16 protein-coding genes are annotated in these 20,105 nt (G+C 62.7%); 6 read left to right on the top strand and 10 right to left on the bottom strand.

Annotated features, from left to right (window positions below):
• The first annotated feature begins 2 nt into the window (after positions 1-2).
• The 6 genes from V1273_RS13825 to V1273_RS13800 are packed head-to-tail and all read left to right on the top strand — an operon-like array spanning position 3 to position 6,688.
• The gene (locus tag V1273_RS13825) at positions 3-851 is read left to right on the top strand and encodes an ABC transporter ATP-binding protein (RefSeq protein WP_334409951.1); all 849 of its coding nucleotides are present in this window, start codon (positions 3-5) and stop codon (positions 849-851) included.
• Positions 848-1,642 carry an ABC transporter ATP-binding protein gene (locus V1273_RS13820; RefSeq protein WP_334382721.1) on the top strand — a complete coding sequence of 265 codons (795 nt, stop codon included), beginning with the start codon at positions 848-850 and terminating at the stop codon, positions 1,640-1,642. The genes V1273_RS13825 and V1273_RS13820 overlap by 4 nt, the downstream gene beginning before the upstream one ends.
• Entirely contained in the window at positions 1,642-3,576 is a 1,935-nt protein-coding gene (locus V1273_RS13815) for an AMP-dependent synthetase/ligase (RefSeq protein WP_334409950.1), read from the top strand. Before V1273_RS13820 ends, V1273_RS13815 begins: the two co-directional genes overlap by 1 nt.
• Positions 3,576-4,448 carry a branched-chain amino acid ABC transporter permease gene (locus V1273_RS13810; RefSeq protein ID WP_334409948.1) on the top strand — a complete coding sequence of 291 codons (873 nt, stop codon included), beginning with the start codon at positions 3,576-3,578 and terminating at the stop codon, positions 4,446-4,448. Before V1273_RS13815 ends, V1273_RS13810 begins: the two co-directional genes overlap by 1 nt.
• A 3-nt stretch (positions 4,449-4,451) precedes the next feature.
• Positions 4,452-5,498 (top strand): branched-chain amino acid ABC transporter permease, encoded by a 1,047-nt coding sequence (locus tag V1273_RS13805; RefSeq protein WP_334409946.1) that lies wholly within the window; start codon positions 4,452-4,454, stop codon positions 5,496-5,498.
• A 32-nt stretch (positions 5,499-5,530) separates the two neighbouring features.
• Positions 5,531-6,688, top strand: a complete 1,158-nt coding sequence (locus V1273_RS13800; protein ID WP_334409945.1) for an ABC transporter substrate-binding protein — start codon at positions 5,531-5,533, stop codon at positions 6,686-6,688.
• 63 nt (positions 6,689-6,751) lie between these two features.
• Here V1273_RS13800 and V1273_RS13795 read toward each other — a convergent pair whose 3' ends face one another.
• The 10 genes from V1273_RS13795 to V1273_RS13750 all read right to left on the bottom strand — a co-directional run bounded on the left by V1273_RS13795 (position 6,752) and on the right by V1273_RS13750 (position 19,996).
• A complete protein-coding gene (locus V1273_RS13795; RefSeq protein ID WP_334409944.1) occupies positions 6,752-7,939 on the bottom strand; it encodes an enoyl-CoA hydratase-related protein in 1,188 nt (395 codons plus the stop codon).
• Between the two features lie 19 nt (positions 7,940-7,958).
• Positions 7,959-9,149 (bottom strand): acyl-CoA dehydrogenase family protein, encoded by a 1,191-nt coding sequence (locus tag V1273_RS13790; protein ID WP_334382728.1) that lies wholly within the window; start codon positions 9,147-9,149, stop codon positions 7,959-7,961.
• On the bottom strand, positions 9,146-10,081 hold the full coding sequence (locus V1273_RS13785; protein WP_334409943.1) for an alpha/beta hydrolase: 936 nt from the start codon (positions 10,079-10,081) through the stop codon (positions 9,146-9,148). The genes V1273_RS13790 and V1273_RS13785 overlap by 4 nt, the downstream gene beginning before the upstream one ends.
• Entirely contained in the window at positions 10,078-10,836 is a 759-nt protein-coding gene (locus V1273_RS13780; RefSeq protein ID WP_334409942.1) for an SDR family NAD(P)-dependent oxidoreductase, read from the bottom strand. The genes V1273_RS13785 and V1273_RS13780 overlap by 4 nt, the downstream gene beginning before the upstream one ends.
• Before the next feature lie 3 nt (positions 10,837-10,839).
• A complete protein-coding gene (locus V1273_RS13775) occupies positions 10,840-11,634 on the bottom strand; it encodes an enoyl-CoA hydratase/isomerase family protein (protein WP_334409941.1) in 795 nt (264 codons plus the stop codon).
• Positions 11,635-11,652: 18 nt separating this feature from the next.
• Positions 11,653-12,147 (bottom strand): aromatic-ring-hydroxylating dioxygenase subunit beta, encoded by a 495-nt coding sequence (locus V1273_RS13770; protein WP_334409940.1) that lies wholly within the window; start codon positions 12,145-12,147, stop codon positions 11,653-11,655.
• Positions 12,147-13,406 (bottom strand): aromatic ring-hydroxylating oxygenase subunit alpha, encoded by a 1,260-nt coding sequence (locus V1273_RS13765; protein ID WP_334409939.1) that lies wholly within the window; start codon positions 13,404-13,406, stop codon positions 12,147-12,149. Before V1273_RS13765 ends, V1273_RS13770 begins: the two co-directional genes overlap by 1 nt.
• A 1,642-nt stretch (positions 13,407-15,048) precedes the next feature.
• Positions 15,049-16,767 (bottom strand): PHA/PHB synthase family protein, encoded by a 1,719-nt coding sequence (locus V1273_RS13760; RefSeq protein ID WP_334409938.1) that lies wholly within the window; start codon positions 16,765-16,767, stop codon positions 15,049-15,051.
• 165 nt (positions 16,768-16,932) lie between these two features.
• A complete protein-coding gene (locus tag V1273_RS13755; RefSeq protein WP_334409937.1) occupies positions 16,933-18,309 on the bottom strand; it encodes a sigma-54-dependent transcriptional regulator in 1,377 nt (458 codons plus the stop codon).
• Positions 18,299-19,996: a sensor histidine kinase gene (locus V1273_RS13750; RefSeq protein WP_334409936.1), complete on the bottom strand. Its 1,698-nt coding sequence runs from the start codon at positions 19,994-19,996 to the stop codon at positions 18,299-18,301. Before V1273_RS13750 ends, V1273_RS13755 begins: the two co-directional genes overlap by 11 nt.
• Positions 19,997-20,105: the final 109 nt, after the last annotated feature.

Here is a 20,105-nt window from a genome sequence, read left to right as displayed (position 1 = left end):
CGATGACCCTTACGACGCAGACCGGCGCGACGGGCGGCGAAACAGCACGCGGGAAATCCGCCCTGCTCGAGTTCCGCAACATCCGCATCGTCTACGACAACGCGATCGAGGCGATCCGCGACGTGTCGATCGCCGTCCCCGAGGGCGGCATCGTCGCCCTGCTCGGCTCCAACGGCGCCGGGAAATCGACGCTTCTGAAGGCGATGTCGGGCATCCTCTACACCGAGGAAGGCGCCATCGAGAACGGCGCGATCCGCTTCCGCAACGACGAGGTGCACCGCCTCCCCCCCGACGAGCTAGTGCGGCGCGGCATCGTGCAGGTGCCCGAGGGGCGGCGCGTGTTTCCCGCGCTGACCATCGAGGAAAACCTGCAGATGGGCGGCTATACAAGGACCAAGGCCGAGGCGCGCGAGCGCCGCGACAAGGTGTTCGCGCTGTTTCCCCGCCTGTTCGAACGCCGCGACCAGATCGCGGGCTACATGTCCGGCGGCGAGCAGCAGATGCTGGCGATCGGCCGCGCGCTGATGACCGATCCGGTCCTGCTGGCGCTCGACGAGCCGTCGCTGGGGCTCGCGCCGCTCATCATCGACCGCATCTATGAGGTGATCGTCCGCCTGCGCAGCGAGATGAAGATGACGGTGCTGCTGGTCGAGCAGAACGCGCAGCGTGCGCTCGATATCGCCGACTACGCCTACATCCTGGAAACCGGGCGCGTCGTGCTGGATGGCCCGGCGCAAAAGCTTGCCGCCAACGAAGATGTTCGCGAATTCTATCTCGGCGTCTCCTCCTCCGGCCGCAAGAGCCTGCGCGACGTCAAACACTACAAGCGGCGCAAGAGGTGGCTGTCGTGACTTCGCTGCTCAAGGCCGAAAATCTCAGCAAGCGCTTTGGCGGGCTGCAGGCCGTCGCCGATGTCAGCCTCGATGTCGCCGCCGGAGAGATATGCAGCGTGATCGGCCCGAACGGCGCCGGCAAGACCACGCTATTCAACATGATATCGGGCGTCCTGCGGCCGAGCGGCGGCCGCATCGTGTTCGACGGCATCAACCTTTCGACCATCTCGCCCTGGCGCTTCGCCGCCATCGGCATCGGCCGCACGTTCCAGAATCTGGCGCTGTTCAAGCACGGCACCGTGGTCGAGAACGTCCTGACCGGCCGCCACACCCATTTGCGCTCCGGCGTGCTCGACGCCGTGCTGCACTTCGGCCGCACCCGGCGCGAGGAGATCGATGCGCGGCAGAAAGTGGAGCACATCATCGAATTCCTCGAGATCGAGCACATCCGCGATTCCGTGGTCGGCACGCTGTCGTACGGCCAGCAGAAGCGCGTCGAACTGGCGCGTGCGCTGGCTTGCGAGCCAAAACTGCTGCTGCTCGACGAAATGGTTTCCGGCATGAACCAGGAAGAGACCGAGGATATCGCGCGTTTCGTGCTCGATATCCGCGACGAACTCGACATCACCGTGCTGATGATCGAGCACGAAATGCGGATCGTGATGGACATCTCCGACCGCGTCCACGTGCTCAATTTCGGCCGCAAGATCGCCGAGGGCACGCCCGCCGAAGTGAGGCAGAGCCCGGCCGTAGCGGAAGCCTATCTCGGCGGCCACCGCGCCGAGGCGCAGGACAAGGTGAACGCCTGATGTCGACGCTGGACACCATGCGAACGATGCACCCATCGCTGCAAGCGGCCACGAAGACCGCGGCGCCATCGTCCGACTCCAGCCAGCTCCGCGCGGCACTCCGGGAAGCCGCCATCACCATTCCGCAATTGCTGCGCCAGCGCGCCGCCCTGCACGGCGACAGGCTGGCGCTGCGGGAAAAGGAATACGGCATCTGGAATCCCTATTCGTGGAACCACTATTACGAGACCGCGCGCGCGGTCGCGCTGGGGCTGATGTCGCTCGGCATCAAGCCCGGCGACCGCGTGGCGATCGCCGGCGAGAATACGCCGGAATGGTTCTATGCCGATCTCGGCACCCAGATGATCGGCGCCGTCGCGGTCGGCATCTATCCGACCAACCCCTGGGTCGAGCTGCAATACATCGTCCGCCATTCCGGCTCGCGCGCCGTCATAACCGGCGATCAGGAGCAGACCGACAAGGTGCTCGACGCGCTGGCCAATCAGGACGGCCTGCCCGCACTCGAAGCCATCGTCTGCATCGACACCAAGGGCTTGCGCAACTACCGCCAATCGCAACTGATGTCGTTCGAACAGCTCTGCGAGCGCGGCCGCACTTTTGCCCGCGAGAATCCTGACGCCAATGCGACGCTCGACCGGCTGATCGCGCAAGGTGCGCCCGACGACGTCTGCATTCTCGTCTACACCTCAGGGACGACCGGTCCGCCCAAGGGCGCGATGCTCACCCACCGCAACCTGATCTACGCCGCCTATGTCTATGCCGAGACGGTCGGCATCGCCGACAAGCCGTTTGAGGCGGTGAGCTATCTGCCGCTCTGCCACGTCGCCGAGCGCTGCTACGGGGCGGTGACGCAGCTTGTCCTTGGCGGCACCGTCAGCTTTGCCGAATCGATCGACACGGTGGCGCTCAATATCCGCGAGATCGCGCCGACCTTCTTCGTCGGCGTGCCGCGGATCTACGAAAAGCTGCAGCAGGGCTTTCTGTTCCGGCTCGGCGAAAGCGGCAAGCTGCGTCAGCGTTTTACCAATGCCTGTCTGGCCTGGGGCCGCAAGCTGTCGGACCGCCGGCAGGACGGATCGGAAAACTGGCTGCACCGTTTGACCTATGCAGCGCTGTACCTCCTGATGTTCCGCAACATCCAGCGCCATCTCGGGTTTGCCCGCAGCCGCCACCGGCTGTGCGCCGGCGCTTCGATCTCGCCGGAGACGCTGCGGTTCTTCGACATCATCGGGCGCCCGGTGTCGCAGGGCTATGGCCTCACCGAATCCGGCGGCGTCGCCTTCATCCAGACCGAAAGCCATCACCGGCTCGGCGGCTGCGGCTTGCCGCTGCCGCACACCGAATGGAAGCAGGACAGCGACGGCGAGATACTGCTCAGGAATCCCGGTGTGTTCAAAGGCTATTTCCTCGACGAGAAGGCATCCACCGCCTCGCTCGAACCCGGCGGCTGGCTGCGCACCGGCGACATCATCGATGTCCTCGACAACGGCGAGATCGCCGTGATCGACCGAAAAAAGGCGATCATCATCACCGCCGGCGGCAAGAACATCGCGCCGTCGGAGATCGAGAACGCACTGAAGGACAGCGAATTCGTCAAGGAAGCCATCGTGGTCGGCGAGGCCAAGAAGTATCTCGGCGCGATCGTCCAGGTCGACTACGACAATATCGGCCGCTGGGCGCGCGACAGGGCGCTGCCCTACACCAACTACAAATCGCTGTCGCAGCTCCCCGAGGTGCACGCGCTGATCGAGCGTATTGTGGGCGAGACCAACAAGCGCTTTGCGCGGGTCGAGAACATCCGCCGCTTCGCCATCCTGGAAAAGGAGCTCGACCACGACGACGGCGAGCTCACGGCGACGCAAAAAGTCCGGCGCGCCATGATCGAGAAGAAGTTCGCGCGCGAGCTTGCCATCATTTATCCGGCGGAGGGCTGATGCAGTACCTGATGCAGCTCCTGATCTCCGGCCTTGCCATCGGCGCCATCTACGGCCTGATCGCCATGGGATTTTCGGTGATCTACAAATCCACCGGCCTCGTCAATTTCGCCCAGGGCGAGATGACCATGATCACCGCCTACATCGCCTGGACCATCTCGACCACGGTCGGCGGCAATCTCTTCCTGGTTTCCATTGGCGCCATCATCGCCGCCATCCTGCTGGGGCTCGTCATCGAGCGCGTGGTCATGCGCCCCATGCTGGGCGAGCCGGTGTTTGCCACCGTCATGGTCACGATCGGGCTCGCGGTGATCCTGCGCTCATCGATCAATTTCATCTGGGACGCCTATCCGCACGGCCTCGATGTCGGCTTCGGCCGGGACATCGTCCGCATCGGCACCATCGGCGTCCGCACCGGCCAGATCGCCGTCATCACGACCTTGCTCCTGATGCTTGTCGCGATCTGGGCGTTCTTCCGCTACAGCAAGTTCGGCGTCGCCATGCGCGCGGTCGCCGCCGATGATCGAACCGCACTTCTGATGGGCATCAGCGCGCCGCGCGTGCACGCGGCAGCCTGGGCCGCATCGTCGGTGATCGCAGGGATCGCCGGCGTGTTCTTCGCCATCTCCTACGATCTTTCACCCGCTATGTTCCAACTTGGCCTGAAGGCGTTCCCCGCCACCATCCTCGGCGGACTCGACGCCGTGCTCGGATCCGGCATCGGCGGGCTCCTGATCGGCATCACGGAAAATCTCGCCGGCGGTTATCTCGGCTCCGGCATGAAGGAGGTCGCGGGGTTTCTGATGATCATCGTGGTGCTGATGATCCGCCCGTTCGGCATTTTCGGCGAACGCGACATCGAAAGGGTTTAGCCGATGCGCACCGGCGATTACAAGCAAACCTACGGCGAACTGGTCGCGCTGGTCGATTCGCCTCCCGTCTGGCTGTGGTCGGCCGTGCTGGTGCTGGCCCTCATCGTCGCGCCCTACGCTCTGAATTCCTACGCCCTTTCTTTCGTCACGATCATCCTGATCACCGTCGTCGGCGCGCTCGGGCTGAACATCCTCACCGGATATACCGGGCTGATCTCGCTCGGCCACGTCGGCTTTCTCGTCACCGGCGCTTACGCCTACGCCATCTTGGTCTCGAAATACCAGATGCCGCCCCTAGCCGGCTTCCTCGGCGCCGGGCTCGTGCCGGCAATCGCAAGCCTCATTGTCGGCGCGCCGTCGCTGCGGCTAAAGGGGCTTTATCTCGCCATCACCACGCTGGCGTTCTCCTTCATCATCAATACGGTGATCCTGGAGGCACGCTGGCTTACCAACGGCGCACGCGGCATCGCCGTGCAGCGCCCGGAACTGTTCGGTATCAGCTTTGACAGTGATGCTGCCTTCACCCATCTCTGCCTCGGCTTTGCCCTTGTCACGCTGTTCGCCGCGCTCAACATCCGCCGCAGCCGTGTCGGGCGCGCCTTTGTGGCGATCCGCGACAATGACACCGCCGCCCGCGTCATGGGCATCAACCTTCATGCCTACAAGCTGCTCGCTTTTGTCACCTCCGCCTTCATCACCGGCATCGCCGGGGCGCTGTACGGCATCTACCTCTCCTTTGTCAGCGTCGAAGGCTTTCCGTTCCTGCTCAGCATCGAGGCGCTGGCGATCCTGATCGTCGGCGGCCTCGGCTCGGCGCTCGGCGCGGTGCTCGGCACCGTGCTGATCGTGCTGCTGCCGGAAGCCACGCGCATGATCTTCAGCCTGTTCAGCGCGCAGATGGACGCGATGTTCTCGACCGGCGCACAGGAACTGAAGAGCATGCTCTACGGTCTCGTCATCATCCTGTTCCTGCGCTTCCAGCCGCGCGGCCTGGTCGGCGCCTGGCACGACATAAGGCGGACATGGGTTCACTGGCCGCTGCGTTACTGACCGGAAAATCAACAAACCAGAGGGAGGACACAATGAAGGCATATCTGACGACCGCGTCGCTGTTGCTCGCCGGGGCATTGTTCGGCAGCGGGGCGCTCGCCGCCGAACAGGGAATAACGGACACCGAGATCGTGATCGGCGACGTCGAACCCTTAACCGGACCGCCGGCGCTGCTCGGCGTCGCCGCCTCGATCGGCCACAAGATCGCGATCGCGGAGGCCAACAACGCCGGCGGCATCAACGGCCGCAAGATCAAATATGTGCTGGAGGACGACGGCTACGTCACCGCCCGCACCATCCAGGGCGTCAAGAAGGTCATCGACGTCGACAAGGCCTTTGCCCTGCTCGGCATCTCCGGCTCCGGACAATCCATTGCCGTGATGCCGGTGCTGGAAAAGGCGGGAATTCCGACCGTGATCGACGTCGCGCCGGTGAAATTCCTGTGGGAGCCGCCGCGCAAGAACGTGTTCGTGGTCGGCCAGTCCTACGAGGAAGGCATCATCCATCTCGTGAACTATCTCGCCGACAAGAACCCCGGCAAGAAATGGGGCCTGATCACGCAGGACGACGATTACGGCATCACCGTGCGCGACGGTTTTGACACCGTGGTGAAGGCCAAGAAGCTCAACGTCGTCTACAGCGGCAACTACAAGAAGGGCCAGCAGGACTTTTCGTCCGACATGCTGCAACTGAAAGGCTCCGGCGCGGACGTCTTCCTGGCCGGCGGCATCATCGCCGAGAACATCGCCATGATGAAGGAACTGGAAAAGCTCAACGTGAAGCCGGTGACCGGTATCTTCTGGCCCGGCCGCGTCGAGCCGGTGCTGAAGCTGATGGGTCCGGCGGGCGACGGCATCTATGCGGTCGACTATGTCGAGCCGTTCGCAAGTGCTGCCGGCAAGGCCTTTTTGGAGAAGGCAAAGCCGCTGGTGTCGGAGAACGAGTTCAAGGGCATCAACCGCTACACCATGACCGGCTATGCCGCGGCAAAGCTGCTGATCGCGGCGATCGAACGCTGCGGCAAGCAGCCGACCTGGACCTGCACCATCGCCGAACTCGAGAAGACCAAAAACGTCGAGACCGGCGTGATGGCGCCGATCAGCTTCGGTCCCGGCGTGCGCTTCTCGAACCAGAAGCTGCAGATCATGCAGACGGACACTGCGACGCTCAGCTTCAAGCCGGTGAACTAGCGACCGGCGGAGCCCTGGCGAAGGATGCAATGCTTTCCTCGGGGCTCCGTCGATCCTGATTGATTATCGGCCCTTAAACTGCGGGCGCCGCTTCGCCACAAAAGCGGCAATGCCCTCGCCGGCATCGTCGCTGCAACTCGCGGCGACAATCGACTCCTTTTCCGCATCGAGCTGGTTCGAAAGGCCGGTCTCGAAGGACTGGCGCAGCATGCGGCGGACCGCACCGTAGGCAAGCGTCGGCCCCGCCGCGAGTTGCATTGCAAGCCCGGCCGCCTCCGCTTCGACGGCATCGCTGGCAACGAGGCGCGACACCAGTCCGAATTCGAGCGCCTCCTGCCCGGTCAAACGGCGGTTGAGCAGGAAGAGTTCTTGTGCTCGCCGCATTCCTACCATGCGAGGCAGGAACCACGTGTTGCCGCCGTCGGCCGTCAGCCCGAGCGCGCCGTAGCCAAGCGCAAACCGCGCATCGTCAGCCGCCACGACGATGTCGGCAGCATAGAGCAGGCCAAGGCCGCCACCGCCGGCTCCACCCCGCACGGCGGCCACGACGGGGGCATCGATGCCGGTCAACCGCTCGATAGCCAGATGATAGCTGTCGATCATGCGGCGCAGCCGGTTCGGCAGCTCGTCTCGCTTGGTCCCTGCGAATACGGCGAGATCGCCGCCAACGGTGAAGTTCGGTCCAATACCGGCAATCAGAACCGCACGGACGCTGGCGTTTTCAGCAATCAGCGTTGCCGCTTCCAGAAGATCGTCGGCCATATCGGGATTGATCGCATTGCCCTGGTCGGGCCGATTCAAGCGCAAGGTAGCGACGCCATCGGCGATATCGAGCAACACGGTCCGCAACGGTCCAGCAGCGTCACGCCAGCGCGCCGTATCGGTGAATTGCTCGAGCGCTCGGATCCGCCCCGCTTCGACCGTGATCAGATGCGCGAACGCAGCATCAAGAGGTGCGCCATTGTGCTTGCCGCAACCGCGGTAGCGGCCGGTCACCAGCAAGCGGCTATCGGCGAGATCAAGGAATCGCTCCGGCTCGGCACGGGCTTCGAAGTGGCGGGCGATCGCGCCCCAGCCGTTGCTGCGCATCGCGGACGGGCCATCGTGCTGGCCGCCGATGCCGAAGGGCATCCCCTCGGCGGTGCGGCCGACGAACTCCGGGTGGAGTAGCCGGTCCAGTTGCTCACGGTCGCCGGTGGCAAGTGCCGAGTAGAGGGCACGTGCCAAATCAGCAGGTTTCTCACTTTCCATCACCAAAGATCCTCCGGCGCTACATCAGCTTGGCGACCTCTTCGAGCATGACCTCGGTGGCGCCGCCGCCGATGGTCAGCACGCGGGCATCGCGCACCATGCGCTCGATCGGCGTGCCGCGCATGAAGCCGGTGCCGCCGTGGAGCTGAAGGCAGCCATGCACGACCTCATGCAGCACCTCGGGCGAGAGTGCCTTCACCATCGAGACTTCGCGCTCACATGGCTTTCCCGCCTCGGCCAGTTCGGCGGCGTGATAGGCCAGCGCCCGCGCCGCCGCTGCCTTGGTCGCCAGCATTGCCAGCTTCAGGCGCACGCCCTGCTGGTTCCACAGCGGACCGCCAAAGGCCTGCCGGGCCTTCACATAATTTGTCGTCAGCTCGATTGCCTTGGCGCATTCGCCGGCGCAGATGCCGCCGATGCAGATGCGCTCGTTCTGGAACGTCTCCATGATGCCGTAGAAGCCGCGGTTCTCCTCCCCCAGCAGATTTTCGGCGGGAATGCGGACGTCCTGGAAGGCGATTTCGGCGGTGTCGGAGCAAAGCCAGCCATGCTTGTCGAGCTTCGTCACCGCGATGCCCGGCGTGTTGCGCTCGACGATGAACAGCGAAATGCCGCGGCTGCCCTTGGCGTTGGGATCGGTGCGCGCGGCGACGATCATGATGTCGCCGTAGACGGCGTTGGTGATGAACATCTTTGAGCCGTTGATCACCCAGTAATTGCCATCGCGCCGCGCGCGCGTCTTCAGGCCAGCCACGTCCGAGCCCGCATCGGGCTCGGTCACGGCGATCGAGCAGATGGTCTCGCCGCGGATGATCGCCGGCAGGTATTTTTGCTTCTGCTCGGGCGTGCCGCGCAGGGTGATGTGAACCGCCGACATGTCGGTGTGGACCAGGGTCGACGAGGTGAAGCCGCCAAAGCTCGAGCGGCCGAGTTCTTCGGCGAACACCATCGAGGCGAGCGGGCCCATATCACTGCCGCCATATTCGGCCGCGTGGCGCATGCCGAGGAAGCCGAGCGCGCCCATGCGGCGAAAGATCTCGCGCGGGATTTTTCCATCGCGTTCCCATTGCTCGCCATGCGGCACCACTTCCTTCTCGACAAAGCGGCGGACCTGATCGCGCAGCATCCGCAGTTCTTCAGAAAGATCGGGCTGCTCCGAGAAATGAAATTCAGCTTCGTTCGAAGTACGGGGATCGGCCATGACGTTCATTGTGCTGTCCTTTCGGCCGTGAGTTGAAGATGCTGCCGCAAAAACCTGGCGACCAACCCGATCGCCTGCCTTGCCTGCGGGATCTCGGAAAACATCTGGAAGACGTGGATCATGCCGTCCCAGACTTCAAGCCCGACATCGACGCCGGCAGCCTTCGCCTTGTCCGCCAGCGTCGTGGAATCATCGCGCACCGTCTCGCGGTCGCCAACCTGAATGAAGAGCGGCGGCAGCCCCGAGAGATCCGCATATAGCGGCGAGGCCAGCGGATCGCGCGGATCGCCCTGCTCCCCCAGATAGTTCTTCGCGAGCGCAAGAATCATCGCGCGCTCGTGAATCGGATCGGCTTCGGCACGGCTTTCGTAACTGGCGCCGGTTGCGGCAAGATCGGTCCATGGCGACATCAGCGCCGCTGCAGCCGGCAGCGACAAACCCCGGTCGCGAAGGCTGCACATCGCGGCGAGCACGAGATTGCCGCCGGCAGAATCTCCGGCAAGGGCGATATCGGCCGGCTTGAGGCCATGGTCGATCATCCAGCGCCAGGCGCCGAGCGCATCCTCGAGCGCCGCCGGAAAACGGTGTTCGGGCGCGAGCCGATAGTCGATCGCCAGTACGCGGCAGCCACTCGCCCCGGCAACTTGCGCGATCAGGCCGCGATGCGATGTCACCGATCCGATGCGAAATCCGCCGCCGTGAAAATACAGGATCGTCTTGTCCGGCGGCGCACCTGCCGGAGCAATCCACTCACCGGGAGTGCCGCCGATGGAAACAGGCTCGCAAGACATGCCAGGCACACTCTCGGCGAAGGCCGCGTCCCAATCTCGGCGCATCTGCGCGACCGGCGTGTCGCGATTCCAGCTCCGATAGACGGCGCGGATGCGTTCGATCGCGCGATCGACCGGGTCCATCGCGATCTGTTCACCGGCCCGCGTCATGCGCTGATCCCCATGCCGCCGGAGACGCCGATCGTCTCGCCGGTGATGTAGGCCGCCTGGTCGGAGGCGAGGAACAATGCTGCGGCGGCAACCTCCTCGGGCTCGCCGAGCCGGCGCAACAGTGTCGCATCCGTCATCGCACCCAGCAGCTTGTCGCCGCCTTTGGCGACCGCCTGCTCCAGCATCGGCGTACGGATAGGGCCCGGCGCGATCGCATTCGCGGTGATACCAAAGCGCGCATTCTCGCGCGCGATGCTCCTGGTGAAGGCGATGATGCCGCCCTTGGCCGCGGAATAAACCGCGCCGCCTTTCGAGCCGAGGCGAGCGGCCTCCGAAGTGACGTTGATGATGCGACCAAAACGAGCCGATTGCATCGCTGGCAGGGCGGCATGCGTACAGGCAAAAACCGAGACGAGATTGATGCCGATCAGCTTTGCCCAGTCCTGCGGCGAGGTGTCGGTGAAGAAGGCATGCTGGTCGACGCCGGCATTGTTGACGACGATGTCGAACGGGCCGTGCTGCGAGACCACCGCGGCGACCGCAGCCGCATCGCTGACGTCGAGTTTTGCCACGACGGCCCCCACCTGCTCGGCCAGTACGGCCGCATTCGCCACATCGAGATCGCCGATCACGACCTTGGCGCCAGCTCCGGCAAAACTCCGCACGATCGCCGCACCGATGCCGTTGGCCCCGCCGGACACGAAAGCGCGGCGGCCATCCAGCCGCCCGAAAGGCAATGTGCCGCCGGCCGTCACCTGCTAGCGTCCCGTAAACTTTGGCTTGCGCCGCTCGATCACGGCGGCAAGGCCTTCGCGGGCGTCGGCCATGCCGGAAAGTTCGGCGACCGTACGCGCTTCCTCCGAAAGACATTGTTCGACGCTTGTGCCGGTCCCGGCCCAGATCAGGCGCTTGGTCGCGGCCAGCGCCTTTGGCGGGCCGGCGGCCAGCTCTTTGGCCAACGTCAGCGAAGCATCGGCAAGCTCGCCATCGGGCACGACCTTCGTGACGATTCCCATTTCCAGGGCTTCCGCCGCTGAGATCACGGGATTGGTCAAGAGGATCGACATTGCCCGGCGCAGGCCGACCAGCCGCGACAGCGTCACCGACACGCCGGCATCCGGCGCCATGGCCACGCGCGTCGCGCCGGCAAGAAATTTTGCCGACTCCGCGGCGATCACGATGTCGGAGGCGCAGACCAGCCCAAAACCGCCGCCGCCCGCCGCAAACCCCTGCACGGAAGCGATCACCGGCGCCTCCAGCCGCAGCAGGCCCGTCACCGCGTTCTGCAGATAGGCCGTCGCCTGACGAATATAATCCGGCAGCTTGTCGCCTTTGGACGCAAAGGCGCGAACGTCTCCGCCCGCGCAGAAATTGGCGCCCTCACCCGACAGCAGCACCACGCGCAGATCCGGGTGGCCATGGCAGGTCATGATGGCGTCGCACAGCGCGCTCAACAATTCGGCGCTCATGCCGTTCGCCACATCCGGCCGGTTAAGCCGCAACCTAGCGATGCCGTCGCTGATATCGAGTAGAACCGGAGCCTTGTCGGTCATCGCGGGCTTCTCCCGAGATCAGATCAGGAAGGAAAGCGTGAACAGCGCTTTCTCGTTGTTGACCAGCACCACCTTCTTGTAGGCCATCCGCAGCTCGCCATCGACAGGGCGCAGACGATACTCGTTACGTGCGGCCCACACTGTGTCGTCACGCAGGCTCGACTCGAAGATCATGCTGTTGCTGGCGACCGATATGTCGCCGCCCGGCTGCCGGTCCAGAAGTTCGATGTTGGAGACGAGCCTCCGCAGCCGCGATTGCGGCGATTGGGTATGATGCTTGCCCGTCATCAACTGCCTGACGCGCAAGGCGATGCGCGAGCGATTGTCGTAGATGATCGACATTTCCTTTTCCGGATCGATGTCAACGCCGTTGGCCGGCACCCAGTAGACCCCGTCGTCGGTCCACAGCGCTTCCCAGGCCTCATATTGGTGCTCGTCCTGAAAGCGCGCCTCCCTGTAGATGAAGGCGGTGACGGCATTCAACAGCGTGGCGTCGCTCTCGCGCGACAGCATTAGCGCGCCTCCATCAATTCGCGATAGTGACGCCAGATTCCGCGCGAGGGAATCTCGTCGGTGACATGGCCGACCTTGTAGCCGAGCTCGTCGGTGCGCTCGCGCTTCTCGCCGCGGCCGAGGTAGATCCATTCCGGGTTGCGCGCCAGTACGCCGCGATGGCAGCGCTCGTACATTTCGGAATCGTCGGCCAAGAGGAAGCCGGCCGGGCCGACAGAGCCCATGGTCTGCTGCCGCAGGCGGCGGTTCAGGTCCGCCGCGCCCTTGAACTGCAGCGCGGTGACATGCTGCACGCTGTCGTCGACGGCGAGTGGCTGGATCACGAACATCTGGATTTCGGCGATGAACAGGTTCGGGAAGATCATGACATGCGGCGTGCCGTCGATCATGATCTCGCGCGCTGTCTTGTCGCCATAGGCCGCATTCATGCGTGCGGCATAGTCCGGCAACCGCTCGGCCGTTGTGCCGAACCAGCTCATGGGCGCATCGCGCTTGCGAAACTCGGGGCGCAGGTCGATTTCGGTGTGGCCGCCACCATAGTCGCGCGTCAGCGCGGTGGACGCGCCGCCATAGAGTTTTCCGATCGCGCTGTCGGCAACGCCGAAGATCGACGAGTGCACGAAAGCCGGATGATAACCATCGCACTCGTTCTCAAGGATGAATTTCCAGTTCGCCTTGACGCGATGCTTGAGGAAGCCTGCGGTAATCTCGACTTCGCCTTCCGGCGAGGTCCGCACCAGGCGGTCGATGGTCTCGGCAGCGCCGCCGAGATGTTCCTTCAATGTCGGTCCTTCGGCCGCAAAGGAGCCGAACACAAAGCCGCGATAGGATTCGATACGGCTGACGCGGCCGAGCGCGAGCTGCGACTTGTCCTGGCCTTCGTACCCGTCCGGGAAAGCGTAGCCGACCAGCCGGCCGTCATTGGCAAAAGTCCAGGAGTGGAACGGACAGGTGAAGGAGCGCGCGTTGCCCTTTTCATAGGAGCAGACCTGGTTGCCGCGGTGCGAGCAGCGGTTGAGCAACAGGTTGATCCGGCCCTGTTCGTCGCGCGTCATGATCACGGATTGCGGGCCGATCGACTTGACGACGTAGTCGTTGGCCTTCGGCACTTCGCTCTCATGGCCGACATAGACCCAGGTGCGGTACCAGATGTTTTGCAGTTCGGCTTCGAAGATCGCCGGATCGCTGTAGAGCGAGCCGTGCACCCGGTCCGGGCGGATCAACTCCTCCCATTGCGACGCGCGCGGCATCACGTTCATTGCTGCCTCCCTGGATCGCTTACGCCCCCTCCTCGGGAACCTCGGCCTTTTTATAATAATCCGACTGACCGTTTAACCAATAGCATCTGGGCTGGCCTCGATCAAGCCCTTTGGGCCGACTTCCGCGGGACAGGATGAGAATTTCTAATCTGCAAAAAGGGCCTTGCACGACCGCCCAGCCGCTTCGGGAACGCGATAAGGCGAAGGGATCACAGCGAGCCGCCATCCACAGCAATATGCTGCCCGGTGATGTAAAAAGGCAGCGTCCGACAGCAGGAAACACGATCGAACCGGTACTGATGGCACGCTGCCTTATCCTCGCAGAGGCCATCAAAGGGTGCCGTTCCCTCCGCGCACAACAGCACCCATATGGCGGTTTCAGCTTCTCGCCGTCCTGCGATCAAGGCTTCACATTCAGCCCAGGATGGCCTCGCCAAAAAGGACCCGTGCATAGTCGCGGAGAGCCGTCATGCTTCGCGGATTGGGATCCTCCATTCGTGCCGGGTACCACGCGTCGATCGAATTGCAGTGACCACTGTATGAATGATGACCGGCGCGGCGGGCGGGGCGCTGACAGTTGGGCTGTCGCGGACAGCACACTATCAAAAAATGTGAAGAGCAATCAAAGCTCGCCCATTACGCGAACATCCCGACGCCGAGCGTTCTCGAAGCTCGTTGGCGCTTCGGACGGCTCGATCAGAACGCAAGCGCTCCGCCTGAGTTCGCGGCTCACGCGCCTTGGCCCTCTCGAGCGCCATCATTGAGCGTATGAAATCGTGGAAGATCGTAGTTCGGCGTGCAAAATCCCGTGGCATGGTAGCGGGAGCTACCATGCCACGTCGACATCGTCTCCAATGTTCCGCGTGAAGTTCACTTGCGAGCCAACCCGTTAGATTCGCAGATTCGACTACGACTCTCTGGGGCCACCGAACGCCGCCAGAGGCCGAATTCTGTCCGCTAAGAGAACGCGTCAGCGGGAGGTACAGCATTTGGTACAGCATGGCGCAAGGCGACCACGCTTAAATGCTGATGAGGCTTGTCCCGGTCCAATCCACCATGGGTGCAATGCAAAATCGATGCGCTAACATGTTGATGTTATTTCGCTTTATCGTTTTGTCTGGATAGCTGATTTTGGGCCGACTAAAGTTCAAAGCTGACTATTGGGGCATTTTCCTTTCATTTCAAGTTCTTAAGTCAATCGCTCGTTCGTCCTCGATGACGCCGCGCCTTCTTCGGTACAGCATTGCACTACCGAATGAGTTCATGCAGTACCGCGCTAGTTCCGACCCTCATTACCAATCCCGTGCAAAGTAACGTGCCGCTCTGGCCACGCCTAGGATAGAACAAGCGCCATCGTAGATTTGGCGACGCTAAGGAAACCTGCGGGCGGCGATTCCGGGGTTGGCGTTTGCGCTATCAGACCGCAGGCTTGCGAAAGCTTCGGCCCATACTGGGCTCGAAGAATGAGCATCACCCTCCGAGGGCAAGGTCACACGTTCGAATCGTGTTGGATGCGCCAAATCTCTTTGCTCTGCAGATCGATGCGTATCACCAAGGCAAAACTGCAGCTTTGACTTGTTCGCGCGAGTAAGCGACCACGCTCTCAAAACCGATTTTTGAGGCATGCACGCCATAGCTGCTGTCAACTCGCCTTCGCTTTCACATATCGCCCGGGCGCAGATTCGCCGGGCGGGTAGAGGTTGCTGCCGAGTTGCGTGCGCGCCGGCAGTTGCTCCTCCGCCCACGGCTTGAGCCAACCGATCCAGTCGTTCCACCAACTGCCCGGCTTCTCATCCGCACTCGCCAGCCATGCCGCCGGGTCGTCGCATCGATCGGTCGATACCCAATAGCTTCTCTTGTTCTTCGACGCCGGATTGATCACACCGGCGATATGTCCGCTCGCGCCGAGGACAAAGCGAATGTCGCCGCCGAACAGGCCTGTCGTTCGATAGGCGGACCGCCAGGGTACAATGTGATCCTCGACGGTAGCCAGGACATAGGCAGGTAGATCGACCCGCCCCAGATCGACTGATGTGCCGCACATCGTCAGCCGGTTCGGCTCCCGGAGATTGTTCTCCAGGTACATGTTCCTGATGTACCAGCAATACATCGGTCCCGGCAGATTGGTGACGTCGGCGTTCCAGAACAGAAGATCGAAACGCTCCGGCGGCTTTCCCTTCAGGTAATTGTTGATCACGTTCGGCCATATCAGCTCTTTCGAACGTAGGGTCTGGAAGACAAAACCCAGTTCGGCGCCGCGGTAGATGCCGCCGTTTCCGATCGTCTGCTCGCGCTGCCGCACGCTCTCCTCGTCCACGAACACGCCGAGATCGCCAGGCTCTCGGAAATCCAGCATGGTCGTCAGCAACGTCACGCTAGCGACCGATTCATCGCCTCGCGTCCGGAGAATGGCGAGTGCCGATGACAGGATGGTTCCTCCAACGCACCAGCCGACCACGTTGACCTTGTCGGCGCCGGAAATCGATCGGGCGATCTCGATGGCGCGCATTGCGCCATGCTCGACGTAGTCATCCCATCCAAAATGCCCGCAAGAGGCATCCGGATTGCGCCAGGAAACAACGAAGACCGTCAGGCCGTGCTCGACCGCAAAGCGGACGAAGGAATTGCTCGGCTGAAGGTCAAGAATGTAGAACTTGTTGATGCAGGGTGGCACGATCAGCAGAGGCCGCACAGCGACCTGCTCCGTCGCCGGTTCATACTGAATGAGCTGGAAAAGATCGTTCTCGAATACGACCGCCCCTCTGGATGCCGCGACATCCCTTCCGACCTCGAACGCGCTCTCGTCCGTGATCGTCAGATTGCCCTTCCCGAGATCTGCGATCAGATTGTCGAAACCGGTCTTGAGGCTCTGGCCTTCGGTGTCCGTCGCCAGCTTGATGACGTCGGGATTGGTGGCGACAAAGTTCGTCGGGCTCATCGCCTCGACGAGCTGGCGCGTGAAGAAGCGCAGGCGGTGTTTTTCCTTCTCCTCCAGATCCAGCGCTTCGACGAAATCGATGCAATAGCGCGAGTTCAGCAGGTAGGCCTGCTTCAGCACACTGTAGAGCGCGTTGTCCCGCCATTCCGTTGCGCTGAACCTGCGATCCCCGCGTGGTGGTTCCAGTGCGGCCTCGGCCTGAACGCCTGCGGCCGATTTGATGACGTGCTCGGTGAGTTGGTACATGCGCATCAGATGCTCGGCCTGCAACTCTGCGATGCGTCCCGGCGAACCCAGGGCGGAGGTTAACTTCGTACCATCTCCATCGGCGCCCGGTATCCACCCCAGAGACCGCCACAGGCTCGCGCCCGCCTTCATGAACCCGTCGACAAATTCGTCCGGCATGTTGAATGGCCGATTCATCAGTTACCCTCGCTGCAAATTGGATGCTTGTTGTTTCCTGTCCCCGGGCGCTTCTAATCCGGCGCCCTTCCGTCTGTTAGACGCCATGCGCCCGCATGTCGGAGCGATCGCGTGACATCGGCCGGCAAGCCCATCGGGATGGCGCGCCTGGCTGACTCATCATCGTCAGGGTCCAGAGCGAATGATTGAGCCCTCGCGGATACCATCAACATTCACCGAAAGACGCTTGATCTTGTCGTACAATGTCTGCTTTGGGATGCCCAGGAGAGCCGCAGTTGCCTGGACGTCGCCCTGCTTGCGCCGCAGCCCGTCCTCGATGATAGATCGCTCGATGTTCTCCAACTGTCGAGGCAACGACACATCCGATGTGCCAAAGCCGGATTTGTTGATCGCCTTGCTATCGAGAACGCCAAGCACAAACCGATCGGCGACGTTGCGAAGCTCCCGCACGTTTCCCGGCCACGAATAGGCCAACAGCGCGGACATGGTCTTGTCGTCCAAAATCGGCGCGTCACGCTCGAACCTTCGGGCGGCATCCAGCGTGAAATGCTCGAACAGCAACGGAATATCCTCGCGCCGCTCCCGAAGCGGCGGCAGCTCGATAAAGGCGACGCCCAGGCGGTAGTAGAGGTCGGCGCGAAAAACCTTCTTGTCGCTCAACTCGAGCAGGTTCACCTTGCTCGCCGCTACCACGCGGCAATCCACGGCGATCGGCTTGTTCGAGCCGACGCGCTCGATAGATCGATCCTGCAGCGATCTTAACAGCTTCACCTGCACGCTCAGCGGCATGCTTTCGATTTCGTCGAGGAACAGCGTTCCGCCATTCGCGTATTCGATCTTTCCGATCCTCTGACGCGTAGCGCCGGTGAATGCGCCTACCTCGTGGCCGAACAACTCGCTCTCGACCAGCGACTCGGGCAGCCCCCCGCAGTTAACCGGGACGTAGTGTCCGCCCCGTCGCGCGCTGTGATTGTGCAGGCAGCGCGCGACGACATCCTTGCCGGTTCCGGTCTCGCCATAGATCGTGACGTCAACATTGGTCGAAGCCAGCGTGGAGACCAGCCTGCGCACTTCCTGGATCTGCGGCGATCGGCCCAGCAGGCTTGCCTCGATGCCCTGGCGATCCGCCAAGGCGGATCTCAGCGAACGGACTTCGAGGGTCAGCCGTCTCTTTTCGACTGCCCTACGCACAACAGAAACTAGTTGTTCGGAAGAGCATGGCTTCTCGATGAAGTCGTAGGCGCCGTTACGCATCGCCTGTACGGCCATCGAAATGTCGCCGTGCCCGGTGATCAGGATCACCGGCAAATCCTGATCCAGCCGGCGCAGATCCGATAGCCACTCAAGTCCGCTCTTGCCGCGTAGGCGCACGTCGCAGACCACGACGAACGGCATTTCGGAGCGCAGAGCTCCATCGGCGGCTTCGACTGAGACAAAGCCCGAAACCGAAAATCCCGCAAGCTCGAGGGCTTGAACGCCGCCGATCCGGACATCGTCATCGTCCTCGACGTAGATCACGCCGATTGATTGGTCATCGCCCATGCGAAGCCCCTGCTACGTCGGCTAGTGGAAGGATCACAATGAATTCGGCTCCGGATGGCCCGAGGTTTCGCGCGCGCAATTCGCCGCCGAAAGAGCGCGCGATGTGGTTGGAGAGCATCAGTCCAAGGCCGAGCCCTTTTCCTGCAGGCTTGGTCGTCACAAAGGGCTCGAACATGCGCTGGAGAACATCGGGCGCAATTGCCGGACCGCTGTTGCTGATGGCGATGCGGCAACGGGCGGGCTGTCCGTCTTCTCGCCTCGCCCGGATCTGGATGGACTTCTGGTCTACGCTCTCCACCGCGTCCAGCGCATTCGCCACGATGTTGCACAACAGTTGCTCAAGTCGCGCCTGATCGGCGAGCACGCAGAGATTCGCCTCGATGTCCGTCACAACATCGACTCCTCCCTCTTTGACACGCCCGGCCAGTATCTTGAGACATTCAGCCAGCGCATGTTCGACGGAGACCGTATCGAGCGGGCTGCTCGACTTGTAGGCGAAGATCCGCAGCTGGCTGGTCAAGCGCCCGAGCCGACGCACCAATTCGCCAATCCGGGTGAGATTGCCACGGGCATCGCCGATGGAACCGCGGTCGACGTACGAGATCGCGTTGTCAGCGGCAGTCTGCAGGGCCGCCAATGGCTGGTTCAATTCATGCACGATGCCGGCGGACATCTGGCCGAGCGCAGCCAGCTTGCCGGCATGGACAAGTTCATCCTGTGCAGCCCGCAGTTCGGCGGTTCTCTCCAGCACCCTGGTCTCAAGCATGTCGTGCGCGGCCTGCAACGCAGCCTGATTGGCCAGGCGTTGCCTGATCTCTCTCCGGCGTTGCAGCACGAGCCCAGTTGCCAGCAACGCAACCATGGAGGCGAGGCCCGACATCGCACCGATGACCAGCGCGGTCTGCCGTATCGGCGCCTCGTCGTCGAGAAGGACGAGCTTCCAGAGACCTCGGTTAGTTGGAAGCTCGCTGACCGCATAAGCGGTTCCGCTCTCGGTCGTGACACGCGCGCCGCCTTTGGATTGCGCGACCACGGTCCATCCGAGCGGCGTCAGGTCGTGGTTGCCGTAAGGTTTGGATCGAGAAATGTCATCACGCATCTGAACCGACAGCGGCGCCATTGGCCGATAGCGCCACTCGTCACGGGAGGCGAGTATAGGGACCTGACGCTCGTCGAGCAGAAGAATGTCGCCTTCAGCATTGCGCCACTCACGCTCGAACGAATCCAGATTGACCTTGACTGTGGCGACCCCGCGGGTCGCCCCGCCATCCTTTAGGGCATAAGAAAGATAATGGCCGGCGCGCGCGCTTGTAATACCGATACCGAAGAACGCCCCTCGGCCGCTGGCGAGAGCTTCGCTCACATATGGGCGGTACGAAAGGTTTCGGCCAACCGGCGTGCCTGGCTGCTCGAAATCGGCCGCCGCCAAGGTGTCGCCCGAAACACCTAAAACGTAAAGGTTGTCGGCTCCTGCAAGCAGGTTGATCGATTTCAAGTACAGGCTGACCGATTGCTGCAGCGCGGCATCTTGGGGAGTGCCGAGCAATTGGAAGACGCTCGGAGACGTCTCCAGCAATGACGGCAAATATTCAAATCTTGAGAGATGACCGTCGAGCCTGGCTGCTTCCATGGCCAGCCGCTGCTGAGCGGCAGAGTGCAAATGGTCCAGTCCACGCTGGAAAGACACTGCATATCCGACCCACGAAGCGGCCACGACCAGCGCGAGGGCGGCTGTTCCGCGAACAAGCCAACGCGTGGACTTGGGTGTCGCCGACCTGACTTCGGGCTTCCCCTTG

The organism is Bradyrhizobium sp. AZCC 1721 (assembly GCF_036924715.1).
In the GTDB taxonomy this organism is placed as follows: domain Bacteria; phylum Pseudomonadota; class Alphaproteobacteria; order Rhizobiales; family Xanthobacteraceae; genus Bradyrhizobium.
This window is presented reverse-complemented; position numbering and strand designations above follow the sequence as displayed.

Coding starts and splice junctions, on each gene's coding strand:
- V1273_RS13795 (WP_334409944.1), bottom strand. CDS start 7,939: ATGGAAAGTGAGAAACCTGCTGATTTGGCACGTGCCCTCTACTCGGCA.
- V1273_RS13765 (WP_334409939.1), bottom strand. CDS start 13,406: ATGAACGTGATGCCGCGCGCGTCGCAATGGGAGGAGTTGATCCGCCCG.
- V1273_RS13825 (WP_334409951.1), top strand. CDS start 3: ATGACCCTTACGACGCAGACCGGCGCGACGGGCGGCGAAACAGCACGC.
- V1273_RS13815 (WP_334409950.1), top strand. CDS start 1,642: ATGTCGACGCTGGACACCATGCGAACGATGCACCCATCGCTGCAAGCG.
- V1273_RS13810 (WP_334409948.1), top strand. CDS start 3,576: ATGCAGTACCTGATGCAGCTCCTGATCTCCGGCCTTGCCATCGGCGCC.
- V1273_RS13760 (WP_334409938.1), bottom strand. CDS start 16,767: ATGAATCGGCCATTCAACATGCCGGACGAATTTGTCGACGGGTTCATG.
- V1273_RS13785 (WP_334409943.1), bottom strand. CDS start 10,081: ATGACGCGGGCCGGTGAACAGATCGCGATGGACCCGGTCGATCGCGCG.
- V1273_RS13790 (WP_334382728.1), bottom strand. CDS start 9,149: ATGAACGTCATGGCCGATCCCCGTACTTCGAACGAAGCTGAATTTCAT.
- V1273_RS13800 (WP_334409945.1), top strand. CDS start 5,531: ATGAAGGCATATCTGACGACCGCGTCGCTGTTGCTCGCCGGGGCATTG.
- V1273_RS13775 (WP_334409941.1), bottom strand. CDS start 11,634: ATGACCGACAAGGCTCCGGTTCTACTCGATATCAGCGACGGCATCGCT.
- V1273_RS13755 (WP_334409937.1), bottom strand. CDS start 18,309: ATGGGCGATGACCAATCAATCGGCGTGATCTACGTCGAGGACGATGAC.
- V1273_RS13770 (WP_334409940.1), bottom strand. CDS start 12,147: ATGCTGTCGCGCGAGAGCGACGCCACGCTGTTGAATGCCGTCACCGCC.
- V1273_RS13805 (WP_334409946.1), top strand. CDS start 4,452: ATGCGCACCGGCGATTACAAGCAAACCTACGGCGAACTGGTCGCGCTG.